This is a genomic window from Bacillus sp. K7 (genome assembly GCF_053903245.1).
In genome coordinates this window covers 2,556,950-2,578,983 of record NZ_CP096406.1, presented here as the reverse complement: position 1 = coordinate 2,578,983, position 22,034 = coordinate 2,556,950, and the positions used below count along the sequence as shown (strand labels likewise).

Below are 22,034 nucleotides of genomic sequence, written 5' to 3'. Positions count from 1 at the left end.
GGATTATCATTGTTTACTGCATATGAAGAAGCGCGCAGCTGGATTCACGGGCGGCTGAAATTCGGAGTGAAGCCCGGACTCGGCCGAATGAAGCAGCTGATGGCGCGGTTAGGCCATCCTGAAAAGAAGATTCGCGCGTTCCACGTAGCAGGGACAAACGGAAAAGGATCATCTGTCGCATTTATTCGTTCTATGCTACAAGAAGCCGGGTATACGGTTGGAACGTTTACGTCACCTTATATCATTACGTTTAATGAACGGATCAGCGTAAACGGGACACCGATTTCAGATGAGGAATGGACGGCACTCGTTAATCATATCAAACCGCATGTTGAAGCGCTGGATCACACAGAATACGGACAGCCGACGGAATTTGAAATTATGACGGCTTGTGCGTTTTTATATTTTGCCGAGTTTCATAAGGTCGACTTTGTTATTTTTGAAACAGGTCTAGGCGGTAGATTCGACTCTACGAATGTGGTTGAACCGCTGTTAACATTGATAACAAGCATCGGGCATGACCATATGAACATTTTGGGTAACACTATTGAAGAAATTGCAGGAGAAAAGGCCGGCATTATTAAAGAGGGTATTCCAATCGTTACAGCTGTTACTCAGCCGGAAGCCGTACAGGTCATACGTCATGAAGCTGAACGACATGCTGCACCGTTCCAATCATTACATGATTCATGTATTATTTCCAATGAAGCGTCTCTGCCTGCCGGAGAACAGTTTTCATTCAAAACGGGCGAGAAATATTATGAAGATATTCAGACATCTCTGATCGGAACCCATCAAAGACAAAATGCGGCTTTGTCCATTTTGGCTGCTGAGTGGCTCAATAGGGAGAATATTGCCCATATCAGTGATGAAGCGTTAAGAAACGGACTTGTACAGGCTGCTTGGCCGGGTCGGTTAGAGCTTGTTCAGGAACATCCGCCGGTATACTTAGATGGTGCGCATAATGAAGAAGGCGTTGAGAAGCTGGCGGAAACGATGAAACAGCGTTTCCCTGATTCCCGCATTTTTGTGGTGTTTAGCGCGTTAAAGGACAAACCGTATCAAAACATGATTAAGAAACTGGAAACCATAGCGTATGCGATTCATTTTGCTGCTTTTGATTTCCCGCGTGCTTCTCTTGCGAAAGATCTTTATGATGCAAGTGAAATCAGCAATAAAAGCTGGAATGAGGATCCCGACAAGGTAATCGAATTCATCGAAAGCAAAAAGGGCTCAAATGATATTGTGCTGGTTACCGGATCGCTCTATTTTATTTCTGACATTCGCAAAAGGTTAAAATAAAGGCGTCAAGCCCCTGCAGAATCGAAAATGAGATTTTGCAGGGGTTTTTTACGCATAAAATCAAAATTTCTTGAGTGGTGTTTAGGCCGGCCATTCTGCTACAATCCATACCAGTATCTTGTAAAGGTGTGTTGTCAATGCTCCCCATTCTTTTTATTCTCGGGCTGATCCTTGGTTCGTTTTATTATACGGCCGGCTGCCGTATCCCCTTGCATAAATCTATTGTCAAACCCCGTTCGGCATGCTCGTTTTGCCAGCAGCCATTAACTCCAGCAGAATTAATTCCCATCCTGTCATTTCTATTCCAAAAAGGAAAATGTAAAAGCTGCGGGCATAGAATTTCTTTTATGTATCCCGCGGCAGAGCTTGTGACAGCGTGTTTATTTGCTGCCGCAGGAATACGCTTTGGCTCGTCTTTGGAGCTGTTTCCCGCTGTCGTGTTTATCTCTCTTCTGATCATGGCAGCAGTGACAGATATTCATTTTATGCTGATTCCAAATAAAATATTGATTTTCTTTCTTCCCTTTTTGGGTGCTGCCAGATTGATTTCTCCGCTTGATTCCTGGTATGCCGGTCTGTTAGGTGCGGCTGCCGGATTTGTATTTCTGGCTTTATTTGCGGCAATCACCGGTGGCGGAATAGGAGGAGGAGATATTAAATTATTTGCGGTCATTGGCTTTGTGCTAGGTATGAAAATGCTGGCAGCTGCCTTTTTCTTTTCCGTTTTAATAGGTGCATTGTATGGATCGGCAGCTGTCCTGACTGGAAGACTCGCCAAAAGGCAGCCGCTTCCCTTTGCCCCCGCAATTGCGGCTGGGAGTATTTTAGCCTATTTATACGGCGACTCTATTATTTCTTTTTATATAAAGATAGCATTGGGCTGACCGCTGAAAAATTTGACGAACGTTTTTTGGACAAGGCGACAAAAGTCTTGTTCTTTTTTTTTTCGCCTGTGCTAAAGTGTGTAGCATGAAAAGCCGACAAGAATGGTCAAGCAAACGAAGGGAGGAAGCGGAATTGAAAAAAAGGAAGAATAAAAAAAACAGTAAAGCCGCAGAAAAAGCCCTCAAGGTGACGATTAATGGAAAAGAAGAGACGGTTTACGAGCAAGAGACGCCTGAAACTGAGACGGAAAAAAACATGACATTTTCAAACTGGGAGGAAAAGAGAAAGGCAGAACAAGAGGTCGCAGCATCCCATGAACACCCTGATGAAGATGAATTTAACTGGGATTCCGAGGAGGACAAGGTGTTTAAAGAGGATCCAAAAGTCGTTCCGCCCTATCAAAAAAAGAAAACAAACCTGTATGCAAAAGGAAAAGCGGGGACAGCCAAACCCATAAAAAGAGTGGCGGCGACGATTGCCTTTGCAGCTGTCATAGGCACCGGATTAGGTTTATTCGCGTTGAACATCTCGGGCAATAAAGAAGCGGCGGCACCAGCCTCTTTAGATGGTTCCCTGGGCAGCCAAACAGCAAAGGCCGGGGATACTTCTGCTGATAAACAAAGCACAGGTGCGGAAAAGCAGGCGGTGCCTGCTGAAGGTACATATAAAACATACGCTGTACAAGCCGGAAAATTCTCAAATGAAAAGGGTGCCGAAACGTTAGCAGGACAACTGACTGAAAAAGGCTATTCCGCCGTTGCGTTGTCAAAGGATGACGGGTATACGTATGTCATCGCGGGTTTAGCTAGTGATAAGGACGTGTCGCAGCAATTAGGCCAGCTTTTAATCGACAATGATTTTGAAGCCTGGGGAGGCAAAGAGCTTTCCTTATCAATAGAGCAAGATATGACAGATTCTTTCAAGGAGACAGCGGAGCTTGCAGCAAAAGCGATTCTCGGCGAAGACATTACAAAGGCGAGTGTGGAGAAAATAGAAAAGTCTCTCGGTCATAATAAAGCGTCTGAAACAGGGGAGAAAAAAGCGATTTTGCAGGCGTTAGAAGAATTAGAGGATCCAAGTGCTGAAGCCGGTTGGAAGGCTCAGCAGCAGCTGTTAGCCGTCATTAAATAAGCGAAAGCACGTGAGCCTTCGTCCTTTAGTGACAGGCTTTTTTTATTTTGTCATGAAAAAGTTATTTTTCTGAAATTGTGACAAGCCTCATGATTTGATAGGATAAACAAGTATCTTTTTTTCTTAAGCAAACCCTGAAAGGATGACGAACATGACAAAGCCGCTAATACTTGCGTCACAATCTCCACGCAGGAAAGAACTCCTCGATCTTCTCCAGCTGCCCTACTCCATTATTGTCAGTGAAGTAGAGGAAAAATTAAATCGAAACTTTTCACCAGAAGAAAACGTCCAATGGTTGGCAAAACAAAAAGCTAAGGCTGTGGCTGATCTCCATCCGCACGCAATCGTTATTGGCGCTGATACAATGGTATGCCTGGACGGCGAATGTCTCGGCAAACCGCAAGATCAAGAAGAAGCTGCTTCTATGCTGCGGAGGCTTTCAGGCAGAAGCCATTCAGTAATTACCGCGGTCAGTATACAAGCCGAAAATCACAGTGAGACATTTTATGATAAGACAGAAGTTACGTTTTGGCCCCTCAGTGAAGAAGAGGTTTGGACTTATATTGAAACGAAAGAGCCCATGGATAAAGCAGGTGCATACGGCATCCAAGGAAGAGGCGCGCTTTTTGTAAAGAAAATAGACGGAGATTATTATTCAGTCATGGGACTCCCTATATCAAAAACGATGAGAGCTCTTCGCCATTTTGATATGAAGGCATGACGGTTCTATAAACGGGAAGGGAAAGAAAAGGAGTGCTTGGTCATACACGATCTGCCATTAAAACTCAGAGATTTCCCAACGAAAGAAAAGCCAAGAGAACGGCTGCTGAAAGTCGGAGCCGAGAACTTGGCGAATCATGAACTTTTGGCTATATTATTGCGGACAGGCACGAAACACGAGTCTGTTATGGATCTGTCCAACCGGCTTCTGCGCTCTTTTGACGGACTGCGTCTGCTGAAAGAGGCATCTGTTGAAGAGCTGTCGAGCATCCCGGGAATCGGTATGGTAAAAGCGGTTCAAATCCTGGCGGCAGTTGAGCTTGGAAGCCGTATTCATAAATTAGCCAACGAAGAACATTTCGTCATTCGCTCCCCGGAAGACGGCGCAAATCTTGTCATGGAGGATATGCGCTTTTTAACCCAGGAGCATTTTGTCTGTTTATACTTAAATACAAAAAACCAAGTCATCCATAAACGCACCGTCTTTATCGGAAGCTTGAATTCATCTATTGTCCACCCGCGTGAGGTGTTTAAAGAAGCGTTTAAACGATCTGCCGCTTCCTTTATCTGTGTTCATAATCATCCTTCTGGAGATCCGACGCCGAGCAGGGAAGATATTGAAGTGACAAGGCGGCTGTTTGAATGCGGAAACCTGATTGGCATCGAGCTGCTTGACCATTTGGTGATCGGGGACAAAAAATTTGTGAGTTTAAAGGAAAAAGGATATTTGTAACACTTTTTTTTTCGTCGAATTAAGCTATAATAGAGTTTATGAGTTTTTCCCTTTAGGGTATTTTTGCTTTAAGAAAGGAAGATACATACATATGTTTGGAATTGGTACAAGAGACCTTGGTATAGATCTTGGAACTGCGAATACGCTTGTTTTTGTAAAAGGAAAAGGAATTGTTGTGAGAGAGCCGTCAGTCGTCGCTTTGCAAACGGATACGAAGTCGATTGTTGCTGTCGGAAATGATGCGAAAAATATGATCGGACGGACACCGGGCAACGTTGTGGCTCTTCGCCCGATGAAAGACGGCGTTATCGCTGATTATGAAACAACGGCTACTATGATGAAATATTACATCAATCAAGCCATTAAAAATAAAGGCATGTTTGCCAGAAAACCATATGTGATGGTTTGTGTACCATCAGGCATTACAGCTGTTGAAGAACGCGCTGTCATCGATGCGACAAGACAAGCGGGAGCACGTGACGCCTATCCGATTGAAGAGCCGTTTGCCGCAGCAATCGGAGCTAATCTGCCGGTTTGGGAACCGACTGGAAGCATGGTTGTCGATATCGGGGGCGGTACGACAGAAGTTGCGATCATTTCCCTCGGAGGCATTGTAACGTCACAGTCAATCCGCGTAGCCGGTGATGAAATGGATGATGCAATTATCAACTACATCAGAAAAACGTACAACTTAATGATCGGTGACCGTACGGCTGAAGCGATTAAAATGGAGATCGGATCTGCAGAAGCGCCTGAAGAATCCGATAAAATGGAAATCCGCGGACGCGATTTACTGACAGGTCTGCCGAAAACAATCGAAATAACAGGAAAAGAAATTTCTAATGCTCTGCGCGACACTGTATCTACAATTGTGGAAGCAGTGAAAAGCACGCTTGAAAAAACACCGCCTGAGCTTGCAGCAGATATTATGGACAGAGGTATTGTGTTAACCGGAGGCGGAGCGCTTCTTCGCAATTTGGACAAAGTCATCAGCGAAGAAACAAAAATGCCGGTTCTTATCGCCGAAGACCCGCTTGATTGTGTAGCGATCGGAACAGGAAAAGCATTGGAGCACATCCATCTTTTCAAAGGGAAAACTAGATAATCGGGAGTTCAATAGAAGAGGTGTAACACGATGCCGAATAAACGGTTAATGCTATTACTTCTGTGTATTATCATATTGGTGGCTATGATTGGATTTTCGCTGAAGGGCGGCCGCAATACCACCTGGCCTGAGAAAGTGATCGGCGATACGACGGGAGTATTTCAAAATATTTTTCATACGCCTGCCGAGTTTTTTGCAGGGATATTTGAGAACATGAATGATTTAAAAAACACATACAAAGAAAACGAGCGTTTGAGAGAGAAGCTTGACGGACAGACCCAATATGAAGCAAAGCTTCAAGAACTTGAAGAAGAAAACAAATCCTTGCGTGACGAGCTTGGTCATGTCAGTTCGATTAAAGATTACAAGCCGATTTTAGCGACGGTCATTGCCAGAAGCCCAGATCATTGGGCGAAACAGGTCAAAATTAATAAGGGAACTCAGCAAAACGTAGCGAAAGATATGGCTGTTACAAATGAAAAAGGCGCATTAATCGGCAAGATTAAAAGCTCCGGACTTAACAACTTTACGTCTACTGTTCAGCTTTTAAGCGATACTGACCGCAATAACAGAGTCGCGACAAAAATTTCCGGAAAAAAAGGCAGCAAAGGCTACGGATTGATCGAAGGCTATGACAGAGACAAAAAAAGGCTTAAGATGTCAATTATTGAGCGCAAAGATAAACAAGACGTGAAAAAAGGCGATCTTATTGAAACCTCAGGAACAGGCGGGGTTTTCCCAGAGGGGCTGACAATCGGTGAAGTGACGGAGGTTGAGTCAGATTCCTATGGATTAACGAAAGTTGCTTATGTAAAGCCTGCTGCTGACCTTTCTGATTTAAATAATGTGATTGTTGTTAACCGTGATGTGCCGACAGTCGATACAGAGGAGGAAGGATCGTGAAACGTTTCCTTCTCCCTTTCGTTATGATGCTTGTTTTTTCTGCGGAAAGCATTTTTACAGATCTGGTGCATTTCCCTTTCGTTACAGATGATCAGGTGCTTGTCCCGCGTTTTCTGATGCTGGTATTGATATTTATGTCGGCTTTCATCAACCAAAAGCACGCGATGATTTACGGGTTTATTTTCGGGCTTTTATATGACATGAACTATACAAGTCTATTAGGCGTTTATATGTTTGGGTTTGCCGGATTATGCTATTTGGCTTCAAAAGCATTTAAAGTGCTGCATACGAACGCTTTTGTGGTAATATTAATAGCTGTTCTCGCTGTCTGCGTGCTTGAATTTTACGTATTTGGCATTCAGTCTTTGATTCATAAAGACATCATGACGTTTAACGGATTTGTGCTTGACCGGTTTATACCGACAGTTTTATTAAATATTGCAGCCGCTCTTATTCTGGTTCTGCCATTTAGATTATTTTTTATCAGTCTAAAGAAAGAATTGAGAGATGAGTAAAAAGGATTTTATCTTTTTTTGACGAAATGAGTATGTTGTTGAGGTGATATTGTGAAGACCAAAAAGCAGCAATATGTAACAATAAAAGGAACAAAGAATGGGTTAACATTGCATCTGGATGATGCGTGTTCTTTTGATGAGCTTCTCGATGGTCTTCAGAATATGCTGTCAATTGAACAATATACGGATGGTAAAGGCCAGAAAATCAGCGTCCATGTGAAGCTGGGAAATCGCTTTTTATATAAAGAGCAAGAGGGACAGCTGACCGAATTGATCTCGTCAAAGAAGGATTTGTTTGTTCATTCTATTGACAGTGAAGTCATTACTAAAAAAGAAGCACAGCGTATGAAAGAGGAAGCTGAAATTGTTTCCGTTTCAAAAATTGTCCGGTCAGGCCAAGTACTGCAGGTAAAAGGAGATTTGCTCCTGATCGGGGATGTGAATCCAGGCGGAACAGTCAGGGCCGGAGGGAACATTTTCATTCTGGGCTCACTGAAAGGAGTCGCGCACGCCGGATGTAACGGAAATAATCAAGCGGTCATCGCCGCCTCTGAAATGCTGCCGACACAATTAAGAATCAATCACGTGTTAAATCGCTCCCCAGACCACATTCAAAAAGGGAACGAAATGGAATGTGCTTACTTAGATACAGACGGAAATATGGTCATTGAACGCCTTCAACATTTGGCTCATTTAAGACCTGATCTAACAAGGCTTGAGGGAGGAATGTGAATTGGGTGAGGCTATCGTAATAACTTCGGGAAAAGGCGGAGTAGGTAAAACGACAACATCTGCGAACCTCGGTACCGCCTTAGCCATTTTAGGGAAGCGTGTATGCTTAGTAGATACTGATATAGGGCTGCGTAACCTAGATGTTGTAATGGGTCTTGAAAATAGAATTATTTATGATCTTGTTGACGTTGTAGAGGAAAGATGCAAAATGCATCAGGCGCTCGTAAAAGACAAACGTTTCGATGATCTGCTCTATTTGATGCCCGCTGCTCAAACGAGCGATAAGACAGCTGTTGCTCCTGAACAAATCAAAAATATGGTCCAACAGCTCAAACAGGAATTTGATTATGTCATCATAGACTGTCCTGCCGGAATTGAACAAGGATATAAAAATGCCGTTTCCGGAGCTGACAAAGCGATTGTGGTCACAACGCCTGAAATCTCAGCTGTTCGTGATGCTGACCGTATTATAGGGCTGCTTGAGCAAGAGGAAAACATTGAACCGCCGCGTCTCGTTGTCAACAGAATCAGAAATCATCTGATGAAAAATGGTGACTCGATGGATATCGATGAAATCGTACAGCATTTGTCGATCGATTTGCTTGGAATCGTGGCCGATGATGATGAAGTCATTAAAGCTTCCAATCACGGAGAACCGATTGCAATGGACCCGAAAAACCGCGCTTCCATTGCCTATCGCAACATTGCCCGCCGCATTTTAGGTGAATCGGTTCCTTTGCAGATGCTTGAAGAGCAAAACAAAGGAATGATGGCTAAGATTAAGTCATTTTTCGGAGTAAGATCATAATAGAATCAAAGAGAAGAATCTGACAAAGCGAATGCTGTGTCAGATTTTTTTGTATTGTCTGCTTTGTGCTTGAGTAAAACGAATATTTGCCATGGACAAGACATATGATGTACAAACCCTACGAATGCAAAGGATGATGGCAATGAGTCACAGAGCAGATGAAATCAGAAAACGATTAGAGAAAAGAAGAAAACAGCTTACCGGCTCAAAACGTTCCTCTACTCAGACAGTTTCTGAAAAGCAGCCCCCCCCGTCCTGGGTGAAGGTAACCGATGAGGAAAAGCATGGAACTCTTCCGGTCTATGAAGATAGCATCTCGACATTCAACGGAAAACACCCTCTGGTGAAAACAGATTCAATAATCTTGAAATGTCTTCTGTCGGCTTGCCTTGTTCTCGTTTCCGCCATAGCCTATAAAACAAACATTGGGCCTGTCAGCCAGATTAAACCTGCCGTTGCCAAAACCTTCGAAACTGAATTTCAATTTGCCTCAGCAAGCCATTGGTTTGAAACGAAATTTGGCAATCCTCTTGCTTTTCTGGCCCCTGAACATAAAAATAAGGATCGGCAGGTCGAAGTGAGCCAAGATCTCGTTGCGCCTGCATCTGGGAAAGTGCAGCAGGATTTTCAGGACAATGGGGAAGGGATTAAAGTCGAAACAAGCAGTGATACAATTGATAGCATAAAAGAAGGCTATGTAGTTGAAGTCAGCAAAGACAGCCAGACGGGACTGACGGTTAAGGTGCAGCATGCGGATAATACCTACAGTATTTATGGCAAACTGAAAGATGTCGATGTTGCGTTATATGACTTTGTAGATAAAGGCAAAAAACTCGGCTCAATTAAATTGGATGACCATCATAAAGGGGTCTATTATTTTGCCATGAAAGACGGCGATAGATTTATTGATCCGATACAGGTGATTTCATTTGAATAAATGGATTGACCTTATTTTGAAGATACATGTGCACCCTTTTTTGTGGATTATCGCTGCGCTGGGCCTAGTCACAGGCCATATGAAAGCATTATTATGTCTGCTTCTGATTGTACTGGTCCATGAGCTGGGGCATGCTGCTCTGGCCGTGTTTTTTTCTTGGAGAATCAAACGTGTCTTTTTGCTGCCGTTTGGCGGAACGGTGGAAGTGGAAGAGCACGGGAATCGGCCGCTAAAGGAAGAGTTTGCGGTCATTATTGCCGGCCCTCTTCAGCATATCTGGCTTCAGCTTGCTGCCTGGACGCTTGCAGAATTCTCAGTGATTCATCAGCATACCTTTGAACTCTTCACCTTTTATAATCTTTCTATTTTATTTGTGAATTTGCTGCCGATCTGGCCGCTTGATGGCGGAAAATTGTTATTTCTGTTGTTTTCCAAGCAGCTTCCTTTTCAAAGAGCCCACCGGCTTCATTTAAAAACATCGCTCTGCTTCTGCCTGTTGCTGGGGTGTTGGGTTTTATTTGTGGTTCCTCTGCAAATCAGCGCATGGGTTTTGTTTGTCTTTCTGGCTGTTTCTTTGTTTGAGGAATACAGGCAAAGGCATTATATCCATGTGAGATTTCTCCTTGAGCGGTATTACGGAAAAAACCGTGAGCTTGAAAAACTGCTGCCGCTCACTGTAAAGGCAGAGGACAAAGTCTATCATGTGATGGCCGAGTTCAAGCGCGGATGCAAACACCCGATTATTATAGAGAAATCAGGGCAGAAACTGAGCCAGCTTGACGAGAATGAAGTCCTGCACGCTTACTTTGCCGATAAGCGGACGAATTCTTCTATGGAGGAACTGCTGCTGCCTTACTAAAATGGATTGACAAACGTCTTGTATTTTGGTATATTTTTTAATGTTATGGATGTAGCACCATTGCTACAACCGCTCAGTACAGGTGTTAAGAGCTTTAAAGCCCCCTGGTGTCTGGCGAGTCTTAGTCTAATAGGAGGTGCAGAGAATGTACGCAATCATTAAAACAGGCGGTAAACAAATCAAAGTTGAAGAAGGCCAAACTGTTTACATCGAAAAACTTGCTGCTGAAGCAGGTGAAACAGTTACTTTTGAAGACGTTTTGTTTGTTGGCGGAGACAACGTGAAAGTCGGCAACCCTACAGTTGAAGGCGCAACAGTAACGGCTAAAGTTGAAAAACAAGGCCGCGCGAAAAAAATCACTGTTTTCAGATACAAAGCAAAGAAAAACGTTCATAAAAAACAAGGTCATCGTCAGCCTTACACTAAATTGACGATCGAAAAAATCAACGCGTAAGCATGATTCAGGCAACAATCAGAAGGTCTCATGACAAAGGCATATTGTCTTTTGAAATGACAGGCCATGCCAATTTTGCTGAACATGGACAAGATCTTGTTTGTGCCGGAGTGACAGCCGTTGTGTTTGGAGCTGTTAACGCAGTCATTGTGCTCGCGGGCTTCGAGCCGCTTCTTGATATAGGGGAGGACGGGGGTTATTTTTACTTTGAATTCCCTGAATCTCTTGATCCGGAGGCGCGCCAAAAAGCTCAGCTGCTGATTGAAGGCATGATTGTTTCGCTGGAGACAATCGAACGAGATTACAAAGATAACTTGCGTGTGACCACAAACATAATATAGGAGGTGAGCTACATGCTTAGATTAGATCTTCAGTTTTTCGCTTCTAAAAAAGGAGTAGGTTCTACAAAGAACGGACGTGACTCTGAGTCTAAACGTTTAGGTGCTAAACGTGCTGACGGTCAATTCGTAACAGGCGGTTCTATCCTTTACCGTCAACGCGGAACAAAAATTTACCCAGGTGAAAACGTGGGCCGCGGCGGAGATGACACTCTTTTCGCGAAAATCGACGGAACTGTTAAATTCGAACGTTTCGGACGTGACCGCAAAAAAGTGAGCGTATATCCTGTAGCTCAATAATGATTCAAAAAACTCCGGTCGATGATGACTGGAGTTTTTTTTGCAATAATGCGGAGTAAACATCAAGAATGAAATGCAGAGTATGTGCGAGCAGACCCCGCCAAGAATGAGAATATATGTCTCAAACCCACTGGATATGTTCCCCAAGCAGTAATACATAAAATGTTCTGCCTGGCTGCAAATCAACCATAGCCAGAAAAAAAAGGAACATGATATTTCTGGGAAAAACAATTGTTTTTCTAACAAAGCCTTCTCTGTTATAATTCATAATACACACTTATACAGACTCCTAAATAAGAAATTAAATGATTGGGAGTGCGAAAATGAAGGATGTTTCAAAAAAACAAGAAGAAAATATAAGCGATACGGCATTAACAAACGAACTGATTCATCTGCTTGCCCATTCTCGGCATGATTGGATGAATAAGCTGCAGCTCATTAAAGGAAACTTAAGCTTGCAGAAGTATGACCGCGTTTTTGAAATGATTGAAGAAATGGTTATAGACGCAAAGCACGAATCAAAGCTCTCAAACCTGAAAACACCGCAATTGGCGTTTGATTTTCTGACGTTTAATTGGAAAACCCATTATATGACGCTTGAATATGAAGTCCTTGGAGAAATTAAGGATTTATCGGCTTATGATCAAAAGCTGACGAAGCTGATGAGAAAGCTGTTTTCTCTGTTTGATCAAGCTGTCAGCAGAGAGAGCGAGAATCATGTAACGGTTTCGCTTCAAACGGATCATCCTGACAGACAGCTGATTATGTATCTTGATTTTCATGGGGCCTTTGCCGATCCAGCTGCTTTTGATGAGATTCGGCAAAATTGCTTTGAGGGTATTGATATCATGCGTTTTGAAATCACAGGTCATGAATGCTTGATTGAAATTGGGTTGGACTAGCGGAGTTTTTAACGGTTTAGAACGGAGGACATTATGTTTGTAGATCAGGTCAAAGTTTATGTAAAAGGCGGCGACGGCGGCAACGGAATGGTTGCGTTTCGCCGAGAAAAGTATGTACCGAAAGGCGGTCCTGCCGGCGGTGACGGAGGAAATGGAGGAGACGTCGTTTTTGAAGTGGATGAAGGTCTCCGCACCCTGATGGATTTTAGATATAAAAAACACTTTAAAGCAATTCGCGGCGAGCATGGCATGTCCAAAAACCAGCACGGCCGAAATGCAGATGATATGGTCATTAAAGTTCCACCAGGCACCGTTGTGACAGATGATGATACAAAGCAGGTCATTGCTGATTTAACTGAACACGGCCAGCAGGCTGTTATCGCAAGGGGCGGGAGAGGCGGAAGAGGGAATTCCCGCTTTGCCACACCGGCTAATCCCGCGCCTCAGCTTTCAGAAAACGGCGAGCCGGGAAAAGAACGTTATGTTGTTCTTGAATTAAAAGTGCTTGCGGATGTCGGACTAGTTGGGTTCCCGAGCGTGGGTAAATCGACTTTGCTGTCTGTTGTCTCATCCGCAAAACCGAAAATTGCCGACTATCACTTCACAACGCTTGTCCCGAATCTCGGCATGGTTGAAACAGATGACGGACGCAGCTTTGTTATGGCTGATTTGCCTGGACTGATTGAAGGCGCACATCAAGGTGTCGGACTTGGCCACCAATTTTTGCGCCATATTGAACGGACGCGGGTGATTGTTCACGTTATTGACATGTCCGGTTTGGAAGGCCGCGATCCGTATGAGGATTATGTCACGATTAACCAAGAACTAAGTGAGTACAATCTGCGTCTCACTGAGCGTCCGCAAATTATCGTTGCAAATAAAATGGACATGCCGCAGGCTGCGGAAAATCTTGAAGCCTTTAAAGAAAAGCTGACAGATGATTACCCGGTATTCCCGATCAGTGCGGTGACAAGAGAAGGCCTTCGTGAGCTTCTGTTTGAAGTCGCCAATCAGCTTGAGAACACGCCGGAATTCCCGCTGTATGACGAGGAAGAGCTTACACAAAACCGTGTCATGTACACGATGGAAAATGAAGAAGTGCCATTTAACATTACACGCGATCCAGACGGTGTCTATGTGCTTTCTGGAGACAGTCTTGAGCGGTTATTCAAGATGACTGATTTCTCCCGTGATGAATCGGTTAAACGGTTTGCTAGACAGATGCGCGGAATGGGTGTTGATGAAGCGCTTAGAGAACGCGGAGCCAAGGATGGAGATATCATCAGGCTTCTAGAATTCGAATTTGAATTTATTGATTAACGTGACTGAGAGGAGAGCCTGGATGTCAGGCTCTCTATTTTAAAGGGGGGGTGCAAATGAAAGAGGAGACATTTTATCTTGTCCGTGAAGATGTATTGCCCGATGCGATGAGAAAGACATTGGAAGTCAAAAAGCTGCTTGATCGAAAAAAAGCAGATTCAGTGGCAGACGCCGTTCAGAAGGTGGATTTAAGCAGAAGTGCGTTTTATAAATACAGAGATGCTGTTTTTCCATTTTATACGATGGTTAAAGAACAAATTATCACACTTTTCTTTCATTTAGAGGATAGGTCGGGCGCGTTATCTCAGCTCCTGCAGGCGGTAGCCGATTCTGGAAGCAACGTTCTTTCCATTCACCAGACCATACCGCTTCAAGGCAGGGCGAATGTGACACTGTCTATCAGTACATCTGCAATGGAAGAGGACATTCATACGTTAATGAATAAACTCAGAAAGTTTGATTTTGTAGAAAAGGTTGAAATATTAGGTTCAGGTGCATAAGGGAGAGAATATCGTCATGAAAGTCGGTTATTTAGGTCCAGCAGCAACATTCACACATTTAGCAGTCAGTTCTTGTTTTCAAAACGGCGCCGAACACGTTGCTTACCGCACAATACCTGAGTGTATCGATGCGGCAGTTGCAGGTGAAGTTGATTTTGCTTTTGTTCCTTTAGAGAATGCATTAGAAGGATCGGTAAATGTAACGATAGACTATTTAATACATGAAAAGCCCTTGCCAATCGTAGGGGAAATGACGTTGCCAATTCATCAGCACTTGCTCGTCCACCCTTCAAGAGAGGATGCATGGAAAGAGCTCGACAAAATTTATTCGCACTCACACGCGATTGCGCAATGCCATAAATTCCTCCATTCTCAATTACCTTCCATTCCGTATGAATATGCCAATTCAACCGGAGCGGCAGCAAAATTTGTCAGTGATCATCCTGAGCTGAATATCGGGGTCATTGCCAATGACATGGCAGCTTCTACATACGAATTAAAAATTGTCAAACGAGATATACAGGATTACAGGGATAATCATACGAGATTTGTTATCCTGTCTCCTGATGCGAACATATCATTTGAAGTGAATTCAAAACTGAGTTCAAGACCTAAAACGACCCTCATGGTCATGCTTCCGGAGGATGAGTCCGGGGCGCTCCATAGAGTGCTGTCTGCTTTTTCTTGGAGAAACTTAAATTTGTCGAAAATTGAGTCGCGTCCGACAAAAACCGGATTAGGCCATTATTTCTTTATTATTGATATAGAAAAAGCGTTTGATGATGTATTGATTCCAGGTGCCATGCAAGAGCTCGAAGCGCTTGGCTGCAACGTGAAGCTTCTTGGTGCATATCAGTCTTACCAATGATAAAAAAGCCCAATAAAGGGCTTTTTTTAGTCTTTAATTAAAATGCCGGCTTCCTCAAGTGCTTGGCAGGCTTGATGGATGCGGTATTCATCGGGTGCTGTCAGTGTATGAAGATGCACGCCATCAGTCAGCTGTGATAAATAGGCGGCATTCGTAGAATTGATTTTTTTGATGAAATGGCTTACTTCTTTCCGGGTCCCTACTTGGATGGCTGCCGTTAAATCTCCGTAGACGGGATGTTCAATTTTTACGTCTTTTACGGTAACACCTTCGTCCACGATGATCTGCAGTTCCTCTTCTGTCCGTTCAGGGCCGTGCAGACAAGCGATAATTCTTTCTGTCTGCTGGTGCTGCTGAGCGGCTGCATCCATATACACATATCCTTGGCTTGTAGCGATAATCGGTTCATTTTTCGCTTTCAAGAGCGATATATCCTGAACAATTACCTGTCTTGAAACATTCGCTTTTTTGGCGAGTTCTCCTCCTGTTAGCGGTGATGTGGATTCCTTCAGCCACAGAAGAAGCTGGTCACGCCTGTTGGCGCCCATGAGCTTTAATTCTTCGGTCAATATCAAATTCTCCTTTCTTTTGTTCCCAAAGCAATGTAAACGTATGTAACAACTGATCCAGTTGTTCAGCCGTTGTATGCCTTCCAAAAGAGATGCGGATAAATTGCAGGGCTTCTTGTTCTGTTTTTCTTAATGCTTTCATTGCTTCAGATGGTCCGTGATAACCGGCGGAACAAGCGCTGCCCGTTGAAATGCAAATATTATTCCGATTACATTCTAACATAACATATTGTCCTTCAAATGAGTGAAATAAACACCCGACAATATGGGAAAGACATTCCGTTTGTGAAGTGTCAGCCGCAAGGGTTACAGGGAGAGACCGAATGCTGATTTGGTCTAAAAAGTATGTTCTTAACGTCTTATTGCGGGATAACTGTTTATCCATTTCACTTACAATTAACTCCGCAGCGGCAGTGAAGGCTCCGATCCCGGGAACATTCACCGTGCCGGCCCTGAATCCTTGTTCGTGCGCGGTAAGAGGATAGACGGGTTTCCAAGGCACACCTGGACGAATGTAGACCGCACCTACTCCTTTAGGCCCGTGGACTTTATGGCTGGACACTGAGAGTGCATCCATCCCTAGTTGGTCTGTATGAATTGGGATTTTTCCAAACGTTTGCACAGCGTCGCAATGGAGAAGAATATCCCTTTTGTGCAGAAAGGAAGACAGACGCTGAATGGGCTGAATAATCCCTGTTTCAGAGTTGGCATGCTGAATAGATACCAGACCTGTTTCCGGGCGGATATGGGCTGCTAATATTTCCTCGGTAATAAGCCCGTATTCATTCGGTTCAATGATGGTTACATCGAATCCATGCTGTTCCAGAAATCCGGCACAATTGTGAATGGATTGATGTTCCATGGCAGACGTAATGAAATGTCTTTTGGATTTTGGCAGTCCGTTTAGCAATGATTGAATGGCCAGAAAATTGGACTCAGTGCCGCCGCTTGTAAAATAGATGCCGCTTGCTTCTCCGCCAATGATGTCAGCGATTTTTTCGCGGCAGTACTCCAATATGTGTTTTGCTCTTCCACCTGCGTCATGCAGGCTGCTGGCATTGCCATACATATCCATACTGAGCTTCTGATAGACGTGAAGGGCTTCCTCACAAATAGGCGTTGTTGCTGCATAATCTAAATAAATCATCCGGTCTTTCCTCCATCCGTTCTCATAAAAAACTCTTGAGTTTATTCTATCGTTGTGTAAATATAGGTGTCAAGACAGGTGTAAACAACAGGAGGGTGGCATATGTCTAAAAAGACGGTTGCAGTCATCGGTTCAGGGGCGGCGGCGCTTTCCTTAGCGTCAGCGTTTCCGCCCTCATACGAAGTGACTGTCATCACAAAAAAAAGCGTCAAAAACAGCAATTCAGTCTATGCACAAGGCGGAATTGCTGCGGCTTATGCAGAGCTTGATTCAATTGAAGCCCATCTGGAGGATACGCTGTATGCCGGGTGCGGGCATAACGATCTAGCTATTGCAGCAGACGTTTTACATGATGGGAAATGGATGATTCAAAACTTATTAGAAAGAGAATTTCCATTCGATCGCAACGATCAAGGCGATGTATGTCTTGGCAGAGAAGGAGCCCACTCGCACAACCGCATTTTTCATGCAGGGGGAGACGCAACAGGCAGGCTGCTTGTCGAGTATTTGCTGAAACAGGTCAACAGCAAAATCGAGTTAATCGAGCATGAAACGGCGGCAGATTTGCTAATTGATCACGGACGCTGTATCGGCATCATGACAAAAGACAGCCAAGGGCGGATCAAGGTAAGGCATGCGGATGAAGTGGTGCTGGCGGCTGGCGGATGCGGGAGCCTATTTCTTCACCATACAAACGATCCCTCTGTCACAGGTGACGGTCTTTCACTGGCTTATCGGGCCGGAGCGGAATTAACTGATTTAGAGTTTACTCAATTTCACCCGACACTGCTTGTGAAAAACGGTGTTTCCTACGGGCTTGTTTCTGAAGCTGTAAGAGGGGAAGGAGGATGTTTAGTTGATGATCACGGCCGCCGGGTTATGGTTGAACGGCATCCTTTAGGTGACCTGGCTCCAAGGGACATCGTCTCACGGGTAATTCATGAAGAAATGGCAAAAGGAAACAACGTTTATATCGACTGCAGCGCGATTTCTGATTTCGAAGCGCGTTTCCCTACCATCACCGCTATTTGTGAAAAAGCAGGGGTTGATATAAAAAGCGGAAAAATACCTGTTGCCCCGGGAATGCATTTCTTGATGGGAGGTGTTTTAGTTAATCAATGGGGGGAAACGACAGTTCCGGGGCTTTATGCAGTTGGTGAGACCTCATGCACCGGTTTACACGGAGCAAACCGGCTTGCGAGCAATTCCTTATTAGAGGCCCTGGTGTTTGGAAAAAGGGCAGCAGAGCATATGATGCAAAAACCGGCTTATTACAGCCGATATCAATCTGCTCCACAAACTATAGTATACAGGGTGCCGAATACAGAGATGTATGAATTGCAAAGCAGAATGACAAACCACATGTCCATCTTGCGGGAACAAAGCAGTTTGGTTGAGCTAAGCAACTGGCTTCATATGCTGCCTTATCAGGAAGTGAATGTGAAGGATATCACAATATCTCAGCTGGAGCTTTCTCATTTATGGCAGGTTGCAAAACTAATGACATCGTCCGCGCTTTTGAGGGAGGAAAGCAGAGGGGCCCACTTTCGCACCGACTTTCCCCACTCTGATGAGCGCTGGCAGGGAAGACAAATTGTCCATACAAAAACCGGAACAAAGATTAGAAAAAACGAGGGGATTTGGAAAAATGAATCATTTACAGCTGAAAAAAATGCTGAATCACTTTTTTCTTGAGGATATAGGGATGGGGGATCTTACATCGCAGTCTATATTTGGAGAACAGAGCTGTGAAGCAAAGATTGTTGCAAAGTCAGATGGCATCTTTGCGGGAGCTGCCGTGATAAAAGAAGGCTTTATGTTATTAGACGAAGATGTTCAAACCCGTTTACATAAAACAGATGGAGACATTTTGCGAAAAGGTGAAGTGATTGCCGTGTTACGCGGTCCGGCAGCTGCGCTTCTATCAGGAGAGCGGGTCGTATTAAATCTTATTCAGAGGCTTTCTGGAATTGCGACGATGACAGGGGAGGCTGTGCGGCGGCTGGATGATGAACAGATTGAAATTTGTGACACGAGAAAAACAACACCGGGGTTGAGAATGCTGGAGAAATACGCTGTCAAAGCCGGCGGCGGGTCTAATCATCGGTTCGGTTTATATGACGGCATCATGATCAAAGATAATCATATTGCGGCCTGCGGCTCTATTACAGAGGCGTGCCAAAAAGCGCGCCGAGCCGCTGGGCATATGGTGAAAATCGAAGTGGAAATTGAAACGGAGGAACAGCTGCGGGAAGCAATAGATGCAGGAGCGGATGTTATTATGTTTGACAACTGTCCGCCAGAGACGGTCCGCCATTTCGCAACTCTTACACCCGACCATATCAAAACTGAAGCTTCAGGAGGGATTACGTTAGAAACTTTGGCTGCTTTTAAAGGGACGGGTGTGGATTATATATCATTAGGGTTTCTGACGCATTCGGTCAAGAGTTTAGATATCAGCATGGATGTCACATTATCAAATGAATCTGTGGAGGAATGCCATTATGTCAATTCTTGATGTGATAAAACAATCGAATGATATGATGCCTGAAGGTTACAAAGGAATGTCGAGAAAAGATATGGAAACTCGTGTTGCCGCCATTAAGAAAAAGTTCGGCAGCAGGCTCTTTATACCGGGCCATCATTATCAAAAAGATGAAGTGATACAATTTGCTGATCAAACAGGCGATTCCCTTCAACTGGCTCAAATCGCCGAAAAAAATAAAGATGCGGATTATATTGTATTTTGCGGTGTGCACTTTATGGCAGAGACCGCTGATATGCTGACAGGCGCGGAACAAACGGTTATCCTGCCCGATATGAGAGCAGGGTGTTCCATGGCTGACATGGCTGACATGCAGCAGACCAATAGGGCGTGGGAGAAGCTTCAGCATACTTTCGGAGATACGATCATACCTTTAACGTATGTAAACTCCACTGCGGAGATCAAGGCTTTCGTCGGTAAGCATGGCGGGGCGACCGTGACTTCTTCAAATGCGAAAAAAGTGCTTGAATGGGCGTTTACACAGAAAAAACGAATTTTATTTTTGCCTGATCAGCATTTAGGAAGAAATACGGCTTATGATCTAGGCATTAGGCTTGAAGATATGGCTGTGTGGGATCCGATAAAAGAAGAATTAGTTACCGAATCTGAGCATAAGAATGTGAAAGTGGTTTTGTGGAAAGGGCATTGCTCAGTTCACGAAAAATTCACCGTGAAAAATATCCATGATGTGAAAGAGCGAGATCCTGACATTCGGGTCATTGTACACCCGGAATGCTCACATGAAGTCGTAACGCTAAGTGACGACAGCGGTTCAACAAAATATATTATCGATACAATCAACCAGGCTTCGGCGGGAAGCAAGTGGGCAATCGGAACAGAGATGAATCTTGTCCAGAGGATCATTCACGAGCACCCTGATAAACAAATCGAATCACTTAACCCTGACATGTGCCCGTGTCTGACAATGAATCGAATCGATTTGCCGCATTTGCTATGGTCTTTGGAACAAATAGAAAAAGGAGATCCGTCAGGCGTGATCAAGGTGCCGAAAGCCATTCAGCAAGATGCCCTCCTTGCCCTGAACCGTATGCTTTCAATTACGTAGAATCAGAAATATTTCCCCTCCTGACTCATAACTTCTTTTGTTTGGGCATATGTTGTGAAGAAACATATTGTAATCTCAGCTGAACTGTTCACGTTTTGCATAGGAGGGGAAAACGTTGAAAATCCATATCGTTCAAAAAGGCGATTCGCTCTGGAAAATAGCTGAAAAATACGGAGTTGATATTGAGGAAGTGAAAAAACTCAATACGCAGCTTAGCAATCCAGACTTAATCATGCCTGGAATGAAAATAAAAGTGCCGTCTGAAGCTGTACCGGTCAGAAAAGAGCCATTAGCAGGCAAAAGTCCGGCTTCGGCCGGGAGTATGATGCAAGAACATCCATATGCGAAAGAAAAGCCTAAGTCCGTTGTTGACGTAGAAGACACAAAGCCGAAAGAAAAGGAGTCTGTGCCGTATGTCCCGCCGATGCCTAATTTGCAGGAAAATGTATACCCTGAGGCTGATGTGAACGATTACTATGATATGAAACAGCTTTTCCAGCCGTGGTCGCCTCCTAAACCGGAGGAGCCGAAAAAACATCATGACGGAAATATGGATCATATGCATCACATGCAAGATCAATTTCCACAACAGGAGGCTATGAGTAATATGGAAAATGCAAATTATCCAAATATGCCTAATATGCCAAAGGCGCCAGAGGTAGGCGGTATGGAAGAAGAAAATATTCATCACACAGTTCCGAATATGCCGGGGCCGGCTGTTCAGCCTTATTATCATTATCCGGCTCACTGCGTCCCATGTCCGGTCCCAATTTCACCAGTCCTTCCGGGATCAGGATTATGCTACCCGTACTATCCGGCACAAGCTTATCCAATGGTTCAGCCTTATGGATACCAGCCAAGCTTTGTATCGCCTCAGTATGATCCGGGCCAATTTGAAAACCAGCATCATGAAAACAGCCATCACGGACATTACGGTTCATACGGAGCGCCTCAATATGCATCTCCGGCTTATGGATCTCCTTATGGACAAATGCCATATGGCCCTTATTATGGGAGTCCTCAAGTGATGGGAGCATACCAGCCGTCTGCGGCTCCTGGCTACATGCCGTACAATGATCCCGACGATTGCGGCTGTGACGATAATCATCAGCCATATTTCTCCGCACCTGGCTATTCGGGAGCTTATGGAAACCCTTATATGCCGTATGGCGCAGCTAATCCAAACCCAAATCCATATGCGGCCGGAGCTTCTATGCCAATGGCGAATCAGCCTTCTGTCAACCAAATGTTTGGCCGGCCGGAAGAAGAAAATGAGTGATGATTTGGAACGATGTAAATCGTTCCTTTTTTTTGTTTCACGCAGACTGTTGCAAATGGACAGAACTGACAAGCTTAACATGCCCCTCGGACGCGCATGATAATACAGAGCAAACA

25 protein-coding genes, 1 pseudogene and 1 other annotated feature are annotated in these 22,034 nt (G+C 44.3%); of the genes and pseudogenes, 23 read left to right on the top strand and 3 right to left on the bottom strand.

All coding sequences use genetic code 11. The annotated features are described in order from the left end of the window. Positions 1-9 precede the first annotated feature (9 nt). The 15 genes from M1D98_RS13250 (at position 10) to rpmA (ending at position 11,722) form a co-directional block, all read left to right on the top strand. A complete protein-coding gene (locus M1D98_RS13250; RefSeq protein WP_456279637.1) occupies positions 10-1,302 on the top strand; it encodes a bifunctional folylpolyglutamate synthase/dihydrofolate synthase in 1,293 nt (430 codons plus the stop codon). A 137-nt stretch (positions 1,303-1,439) separates the two neighbouring features. Beyond that, complete coding sequence (locus M1D98_RS13245; RefSeq protein ID WP_121643007.1) at positions 1,440-2,186, top strand: prepilin peptidase; 747 nt, start codon at positions 1,440-1,442, stop codon at positions 2,184-2,186. 133 nt (positions 2,187-2,319) lie between these two features. Further along, positions 2,320-3,318 (top strand): SPOR domain-containing protein, encoded by a 999-nt coding sequence (locus M1D98_RS13240; RefSeq protein WP_456279636.1) that lies wholly within the window; start codon positions 2,320-2,322, stop codon positions 3,316-3,318. Positions 3,319-3,469: 151 nt separating this feature from the next. Next, positions 3,470-4,039 carry a Maf family nucleotide pyrophosphatase gene (locus M1D98_RS13235; RefSeq protein WP_010330267.1) on the top strand — a complete coding sequence of 190 codons (570 nt, stop codon included), beginning with the start codon at positions 3,470-3,472 and terminating at the stop codon, positions 4,037-4,039. Positions 4,040-4,075: 36 nt separating this feature from the next. After that, positions 4,076-4,771: a RadC family protein gene (gene radC, locus M1D98_RS13230; protein WP_010330268.1), complete on the top strand. Its 696-nt coding sequence runs from the start codon at positions 4,076-4,078 to the stop codon at positions 4,769-4,771. Positions 4,772-4,862: 91 nt separating this feature from the next. Beyond that, a complete protein-coding gene (gene mreB / locus M1D98_RS13225) occupies positions 4,863-5,876 on the top strand; it encodes a cell shape-determining protein MreB (protein ID WP_010330269.1) in 1,014 nt (337 codons plus the stop codon). Between the two features lie 30 nt (positions 5,877-5,906). Further along, positions 5,907-6,779: a rod shape-determining protein MreC gene (mreC, locus tag M1D98_RS13220; protein ID WP_010330270.1), complete on the top strand. Its 873-nt coding sequence runs from the start codon at positions 5,907-5,909 to the stop codon at positions 6,777-6,779. Continuing rightward, on the top strand, positions 6,776-7,294 hold the full coding sequence (gene mreD / locus M1D98_RS13215) for a rod shape-determining protein MreD (RefSeq protein ID WP_010330271.1): 519 nt from the start codon (positions 6,776-6,778) through the stop codon (positions 7,292-7,294). The genes mreC and mreD overlap by 4 nt, the downstream gene beginning before the upstream one ends. A gap of 51 nt (positions 7,295-7,345) precedes the next feature. Continuing rightward, positions 7,346-8,026 carry a septum site-determining protein MinC gene (gene minC / locus M1D98_RS13210; protein ID WP_010330272.1) on the top strand — a complete coding sequence of 227 codons (681 nt, stop codon included), beginning with the start codon at positions 7,346-7,348 and terminating at the stop codon, positions 8,024-8,026. Position 8,027: 1 nt separating this feature from the next. Further along, entirely contained in the window at positions 8,028-8,834 is an 807-nt protein-coding gene (gene minD / locus M1D98_RS13205) for a septum site-determining protein MinD (protein WP_010330273.1), read from the top strand. Between the two features lie 142 nt (positions 8,835-8,976). Continuing rightward, positions 8,977-9,771, top strand: a complete 795-nt coding sequence (locus M1D98_RS13200) for a M23 family metallopeptidase (RefSeq protein ID WP_010330274.1) — start codon at positions 8,977-8,979, stop codon at positions 9,769-9,771. Next, the gene (spoIVFB, locus tag M1D98_RS13195) at positions 9,764-10,630 is read left to right on the top strand and encodes a stage IV sporulation intramembrane metalloprotease SpoIVFB (RefSeq protein WP_121643002.1); all 867 of its coding nucleotides are present in this window, start codon (positions 9,764-9,766) and stop codon (positions 10,628-10,630) included. Before M1D98_RS13200 ends, spoIVFB begins: the two co-directional genes overlap by 8 nt. 57 nt (positions 10,631-10,687) lie before the next feature. Then, positions 10,688-10,762: a sequence feature (ribosomal protein L21 leader region), on the top strand. A gap of 13 nt (positions 10,763-10,775) precedes the next feature. Continuing rightward, positions 10,776-11,084 (top strand): 50S ribosomal protein L21, encoded by a 309-nt coding sequence (gene rplU, locus M1D98_RS13190; RefSeq protein ID WP_010330275.1) that lies wholly within the window; start codon positions 10,776-10,778, stop codon positions 11,082-11,084. A gap of 2 nt (positions 11,085-11,086) precedes the next feature. After that, positions 11,087-11,425: a ribosomal-processing cysteine protease Prp gene (locus M1D98_RS13185; protein ID WP_003229669.1), complete on the top strand. Its 339-nt coding sequence runs from the start codon at positions 11,087-11,089 to the stop codon at positions 11,423-11,425. Positions 11,426-11,437: 12 nt separating this feature from the next. Further along, positions 11,438-11,722 (top strand): 50S ribosomal protein L27, encoded by a 285-nt coding sequence (gene rpmA, locus M1D98_RS13180; protein WP_003152662.1) that lies wholly within the window; start codon positions 11,438-11,440, stop codon positions 11,720-11,722. Positions 11,723-11,843: 121 nt separating this feature from the next. Here the strand turns inward: rpmA and M1D98_RS13175 are convergent. After that, positions 11,844-11,968, bottom strand: a pseudogene (locus M1D98_RS13175) (hypothetical protein). A 77-nt stretch (positions 11,969-12,045) separates the two neighbouring features. On the opposite strand from M1D98_RS13175, the gene M1D98_RS13170 reads away from it, so the two are divergent. Genes M1D98_RS13170 through pheA form a run of 4 tightly spaced genes read left to right on the top strand, consistent with a single transcriptional unit; the run spans position 12,046 to position 15,312 of the window. Next, positions 12,046-12,624, top strand: a complete 579-nt coding sequence (locus M1D98_RS13170) for a sporulation initiation phosphotransferase B (RefSeq protein WP_010330276.1) — start codon at positions 12,046-12,048, stop codon at positions 12,622-12,624. Between the two features lie 33 nt (positions 12,625-12,657). After that, complete coding sequence (gene obgE, locus M1D98_RS13165; protein WP_010330277.1) at positions 12,658-13,944, top strand: GTPase ObgE; 1,287 nt, start codon at positions 12,658-12,660, stop codon at positions 13,942-13,944. 56 nt (positions 13,945-14,000) lie between these two features. Next, positions 14,001-14,444: a transcriptional regulator ThrR gene (gene thrR / locus M1D98_RS13160; RefSeq protein WP_003222630.1), complete on the top strand. Its 444-nt coding sequence runs from the start codon at positions 14,001-14,003 to the stop codon at positions 14,442-14,444. A gap of 16 nt (positions 14,445-14,460) precedes the next feature. Then, complete coding sequence (gene pheA, locus M1D98_RS13155; RefSeq protein WP_010330278.1) at positions 14,461-15,312, top strand: prephenate dehydratase; 852 nt, start codon at positions 14,461-14,463, stop codon at positions 15,310-15,312. A gap of 26 nt (positions 15,313-15,338) precedes the next feature. Here pheA and M1D98_RS13150 read toward each other — a convergent pair whose 3' ends face one another. Both M1D98_RS13150 and M1D98_RS13145 read right to left on the bottom strand, forming a co-directional pair. Then, on the bottom strand, positions 15,339-15,881 hold the full coding sequence (locus M1D98_RS13150) for a transcription repressor NadR (RefSeq protein WP_121642999.1): 543 nt from the start codon (positions 15,879-15,881) through the stop codon (positions 15,339-15,341). Next, the gene (locus M1D98_RS13145) at positions 15,841-17,028 is read right to left on the bottom strand and encodes an IscS subfamily cysteine desulfurase (RefSeq protein ID WP_456279635.1); all 1,188 of its coding nucleotides are present in this window, start codon (positions 17,026-17,028) and stop codon (positions 15,841-15,843) included. The genes M1D98_RS13150 and M1D98_RS13145 overlap by 41 nt, the downstream gene beginning before the upstream one ends. Before the next feature lie 102 nt (positions 17,029-17,130). Here M1D98_RS13145 and nadB point away from each other — a divergent pair, with 102 nt between their 5' ends. The 4 genes from nadB to safA all read left to right on the top strand — a co-directional run bounded on the left by nadB (position 17,131) and on the right by safA (position 21,918). Then, positions 17,131-18,723 carry an L-aspartate oxidase gene (nadB, locus tag M1D98_RS13140; protein WP_121642997.1) on the top strand — a complete coding sequence of 531 codons (1,593 nt, stop codon included), beginning with the start codon at positions 17,131-17,133 and terminating at the stop codon, positions 18,721-18,723. Continuing rightward, on the top strand, positions 18,677-19,546 hold the full coding sequence (gene nadC, locus M1D98_RS13135) for a carboxylating nicotinate-nucleotide diphosphorylase (RefSeq protein ID WP_121642996.1): 870 nt from the start codon (positions 18,677-18,679) through the stop codon (positions 19,544-19,546). Before nadB ends, nadC begins: the two co-directional genes overlap by 47 nt. Further along, positions 19,533-20,639, top strand: a complete 1,107-nt coding sequence (nadA, locus tag M1D98_RS13130; RefSeq protein WP_121642995.1) for a quinolinate synthase NadA — start codon at positions 19,533-19,535, stop codon at positions 20,637-20,639. Before nadC ends, nadA begins: the two co-directional genes overlap by 14 nt. Before the next feature lie 115 nt (positions 20,640-20,754). Then, on the top strand, positions 20,755-21,918 hold the full coding sequence (gene safA, locus M1D98_RS13125) for a spore coat assembly protein SafA (RefSeq protein WP_456279634.1): 1,164 nt from the start codon (positions 20,755-20,757) through the stop codon (positions 21,916-21,918). Positions 21,919-22,034: the final 116 nt, after the last annotated feature.

Bases quoted from the DNA above. Each gene is read 5' to 3' on its own strand.
- nadB (WP_121642997.1), top strand. From the start codon at position 17,131: ATGTCTAAAAAGACGGTTGCAGTCATCGGTTCAGGGGCGGCGGCGCTT.
- nadC (WP_121642996.1), top strand. From the start codon at position 18,677: ATGAATCATTTACAGCTGAAAAAAATGCTGAATCACTTTTTTCTTGAG.
- M1D98_RS13170 (WP_010330276.1), top strand. From the start codon at position 12,046: ATGAAGGATGTTTCAAAAAAACAAGAAGAAAATATAAGCGATACGGCA.
- mreB (WP_010330269.1), top strand. From the start codon at position 4,863: ATGTTTGGAATTGGTACAAGAGACCTTGGTATAGATCTTGGAACTGCG.
- M1D98_RS13245 (WP_121643007.1), top strand. From the start codon at position 1,440: ATGCTCCCCATTCTTTTTATTCTCGGGCTGATCCTTGGTTCGTTTTAT.
- thrR (WP_003222630.1), top strand. From the start codon at position 14,001: ATGAAAGAGGAGACATTTTATCTTGTCCGTGAAGATGTATTGCCCGAT.
- M1D98_RS13200 (WP_010330274.1), top strand. From the start codon at position 8,977: ATGAGTCACAGAGCAGATGAAATCAGAAAACGATTAGAGAAAAGAAGA.
- nadA (WP_121642995.1), top strand. From the start codon at position 19,533: ATGTCAATTCTTGATGTGATAAAACAATCGAATGATATGATGCCTGAA.
- M1D98_RS13235 (WP_010330267.1), top strand. From the start codon at position 3,470: ATGACAAAGCCGCTAATACTTGCGTCACAATCTCCACGCAGGAAAGAA.
- pheA (WP_010330278.1), top strand. From the start codon at position 14,461: ATGAAAGTCGGTTATTTAGGTCCAGCAGCAACATTCACACATTTAGCA.
- obgE (WP_010330277.1), top strand. From the start codon at position 12,658: ATGTTTGTAGATCAGGTCAAAGTTTATGTAAAAGGCGGCGACGGCGGC.
- M1D98_RS13145 (WP_456279635.1), bottom strand. From the start codon at position 17,028: ATGATTTATTTAGATTATGCAGCAACAACGCCTATTTGTGAGGAAGCC.
- M1D98_RS13185 (WP_003229669.1), top strand. From the start codon at position 11,087: ATGATTCAGGCAACAATCAGAAGGTCTCATGACAAAGGCATATTGTCT.
- rpmA (WP_003152662.1), top strand. From the start codon at position 11,438: ATGCTTAGATTAGATCTTCAGTTTTTCGCTTCTAAAAAAGGAGTAGGT.
- mreC (WP_010330270.1), top strand. From the start codon at position 5,907: ATGCCGAATAAACGGTTAATGCTATTACTTCTGTGTATTATCATATTG.
- rplU (WP_010330275.1), top strand. From the start codon at position 10,776: ATGTACGCAATCATTAAAACAGGCGGTAAACAAATCAAAGTTGAAGAA.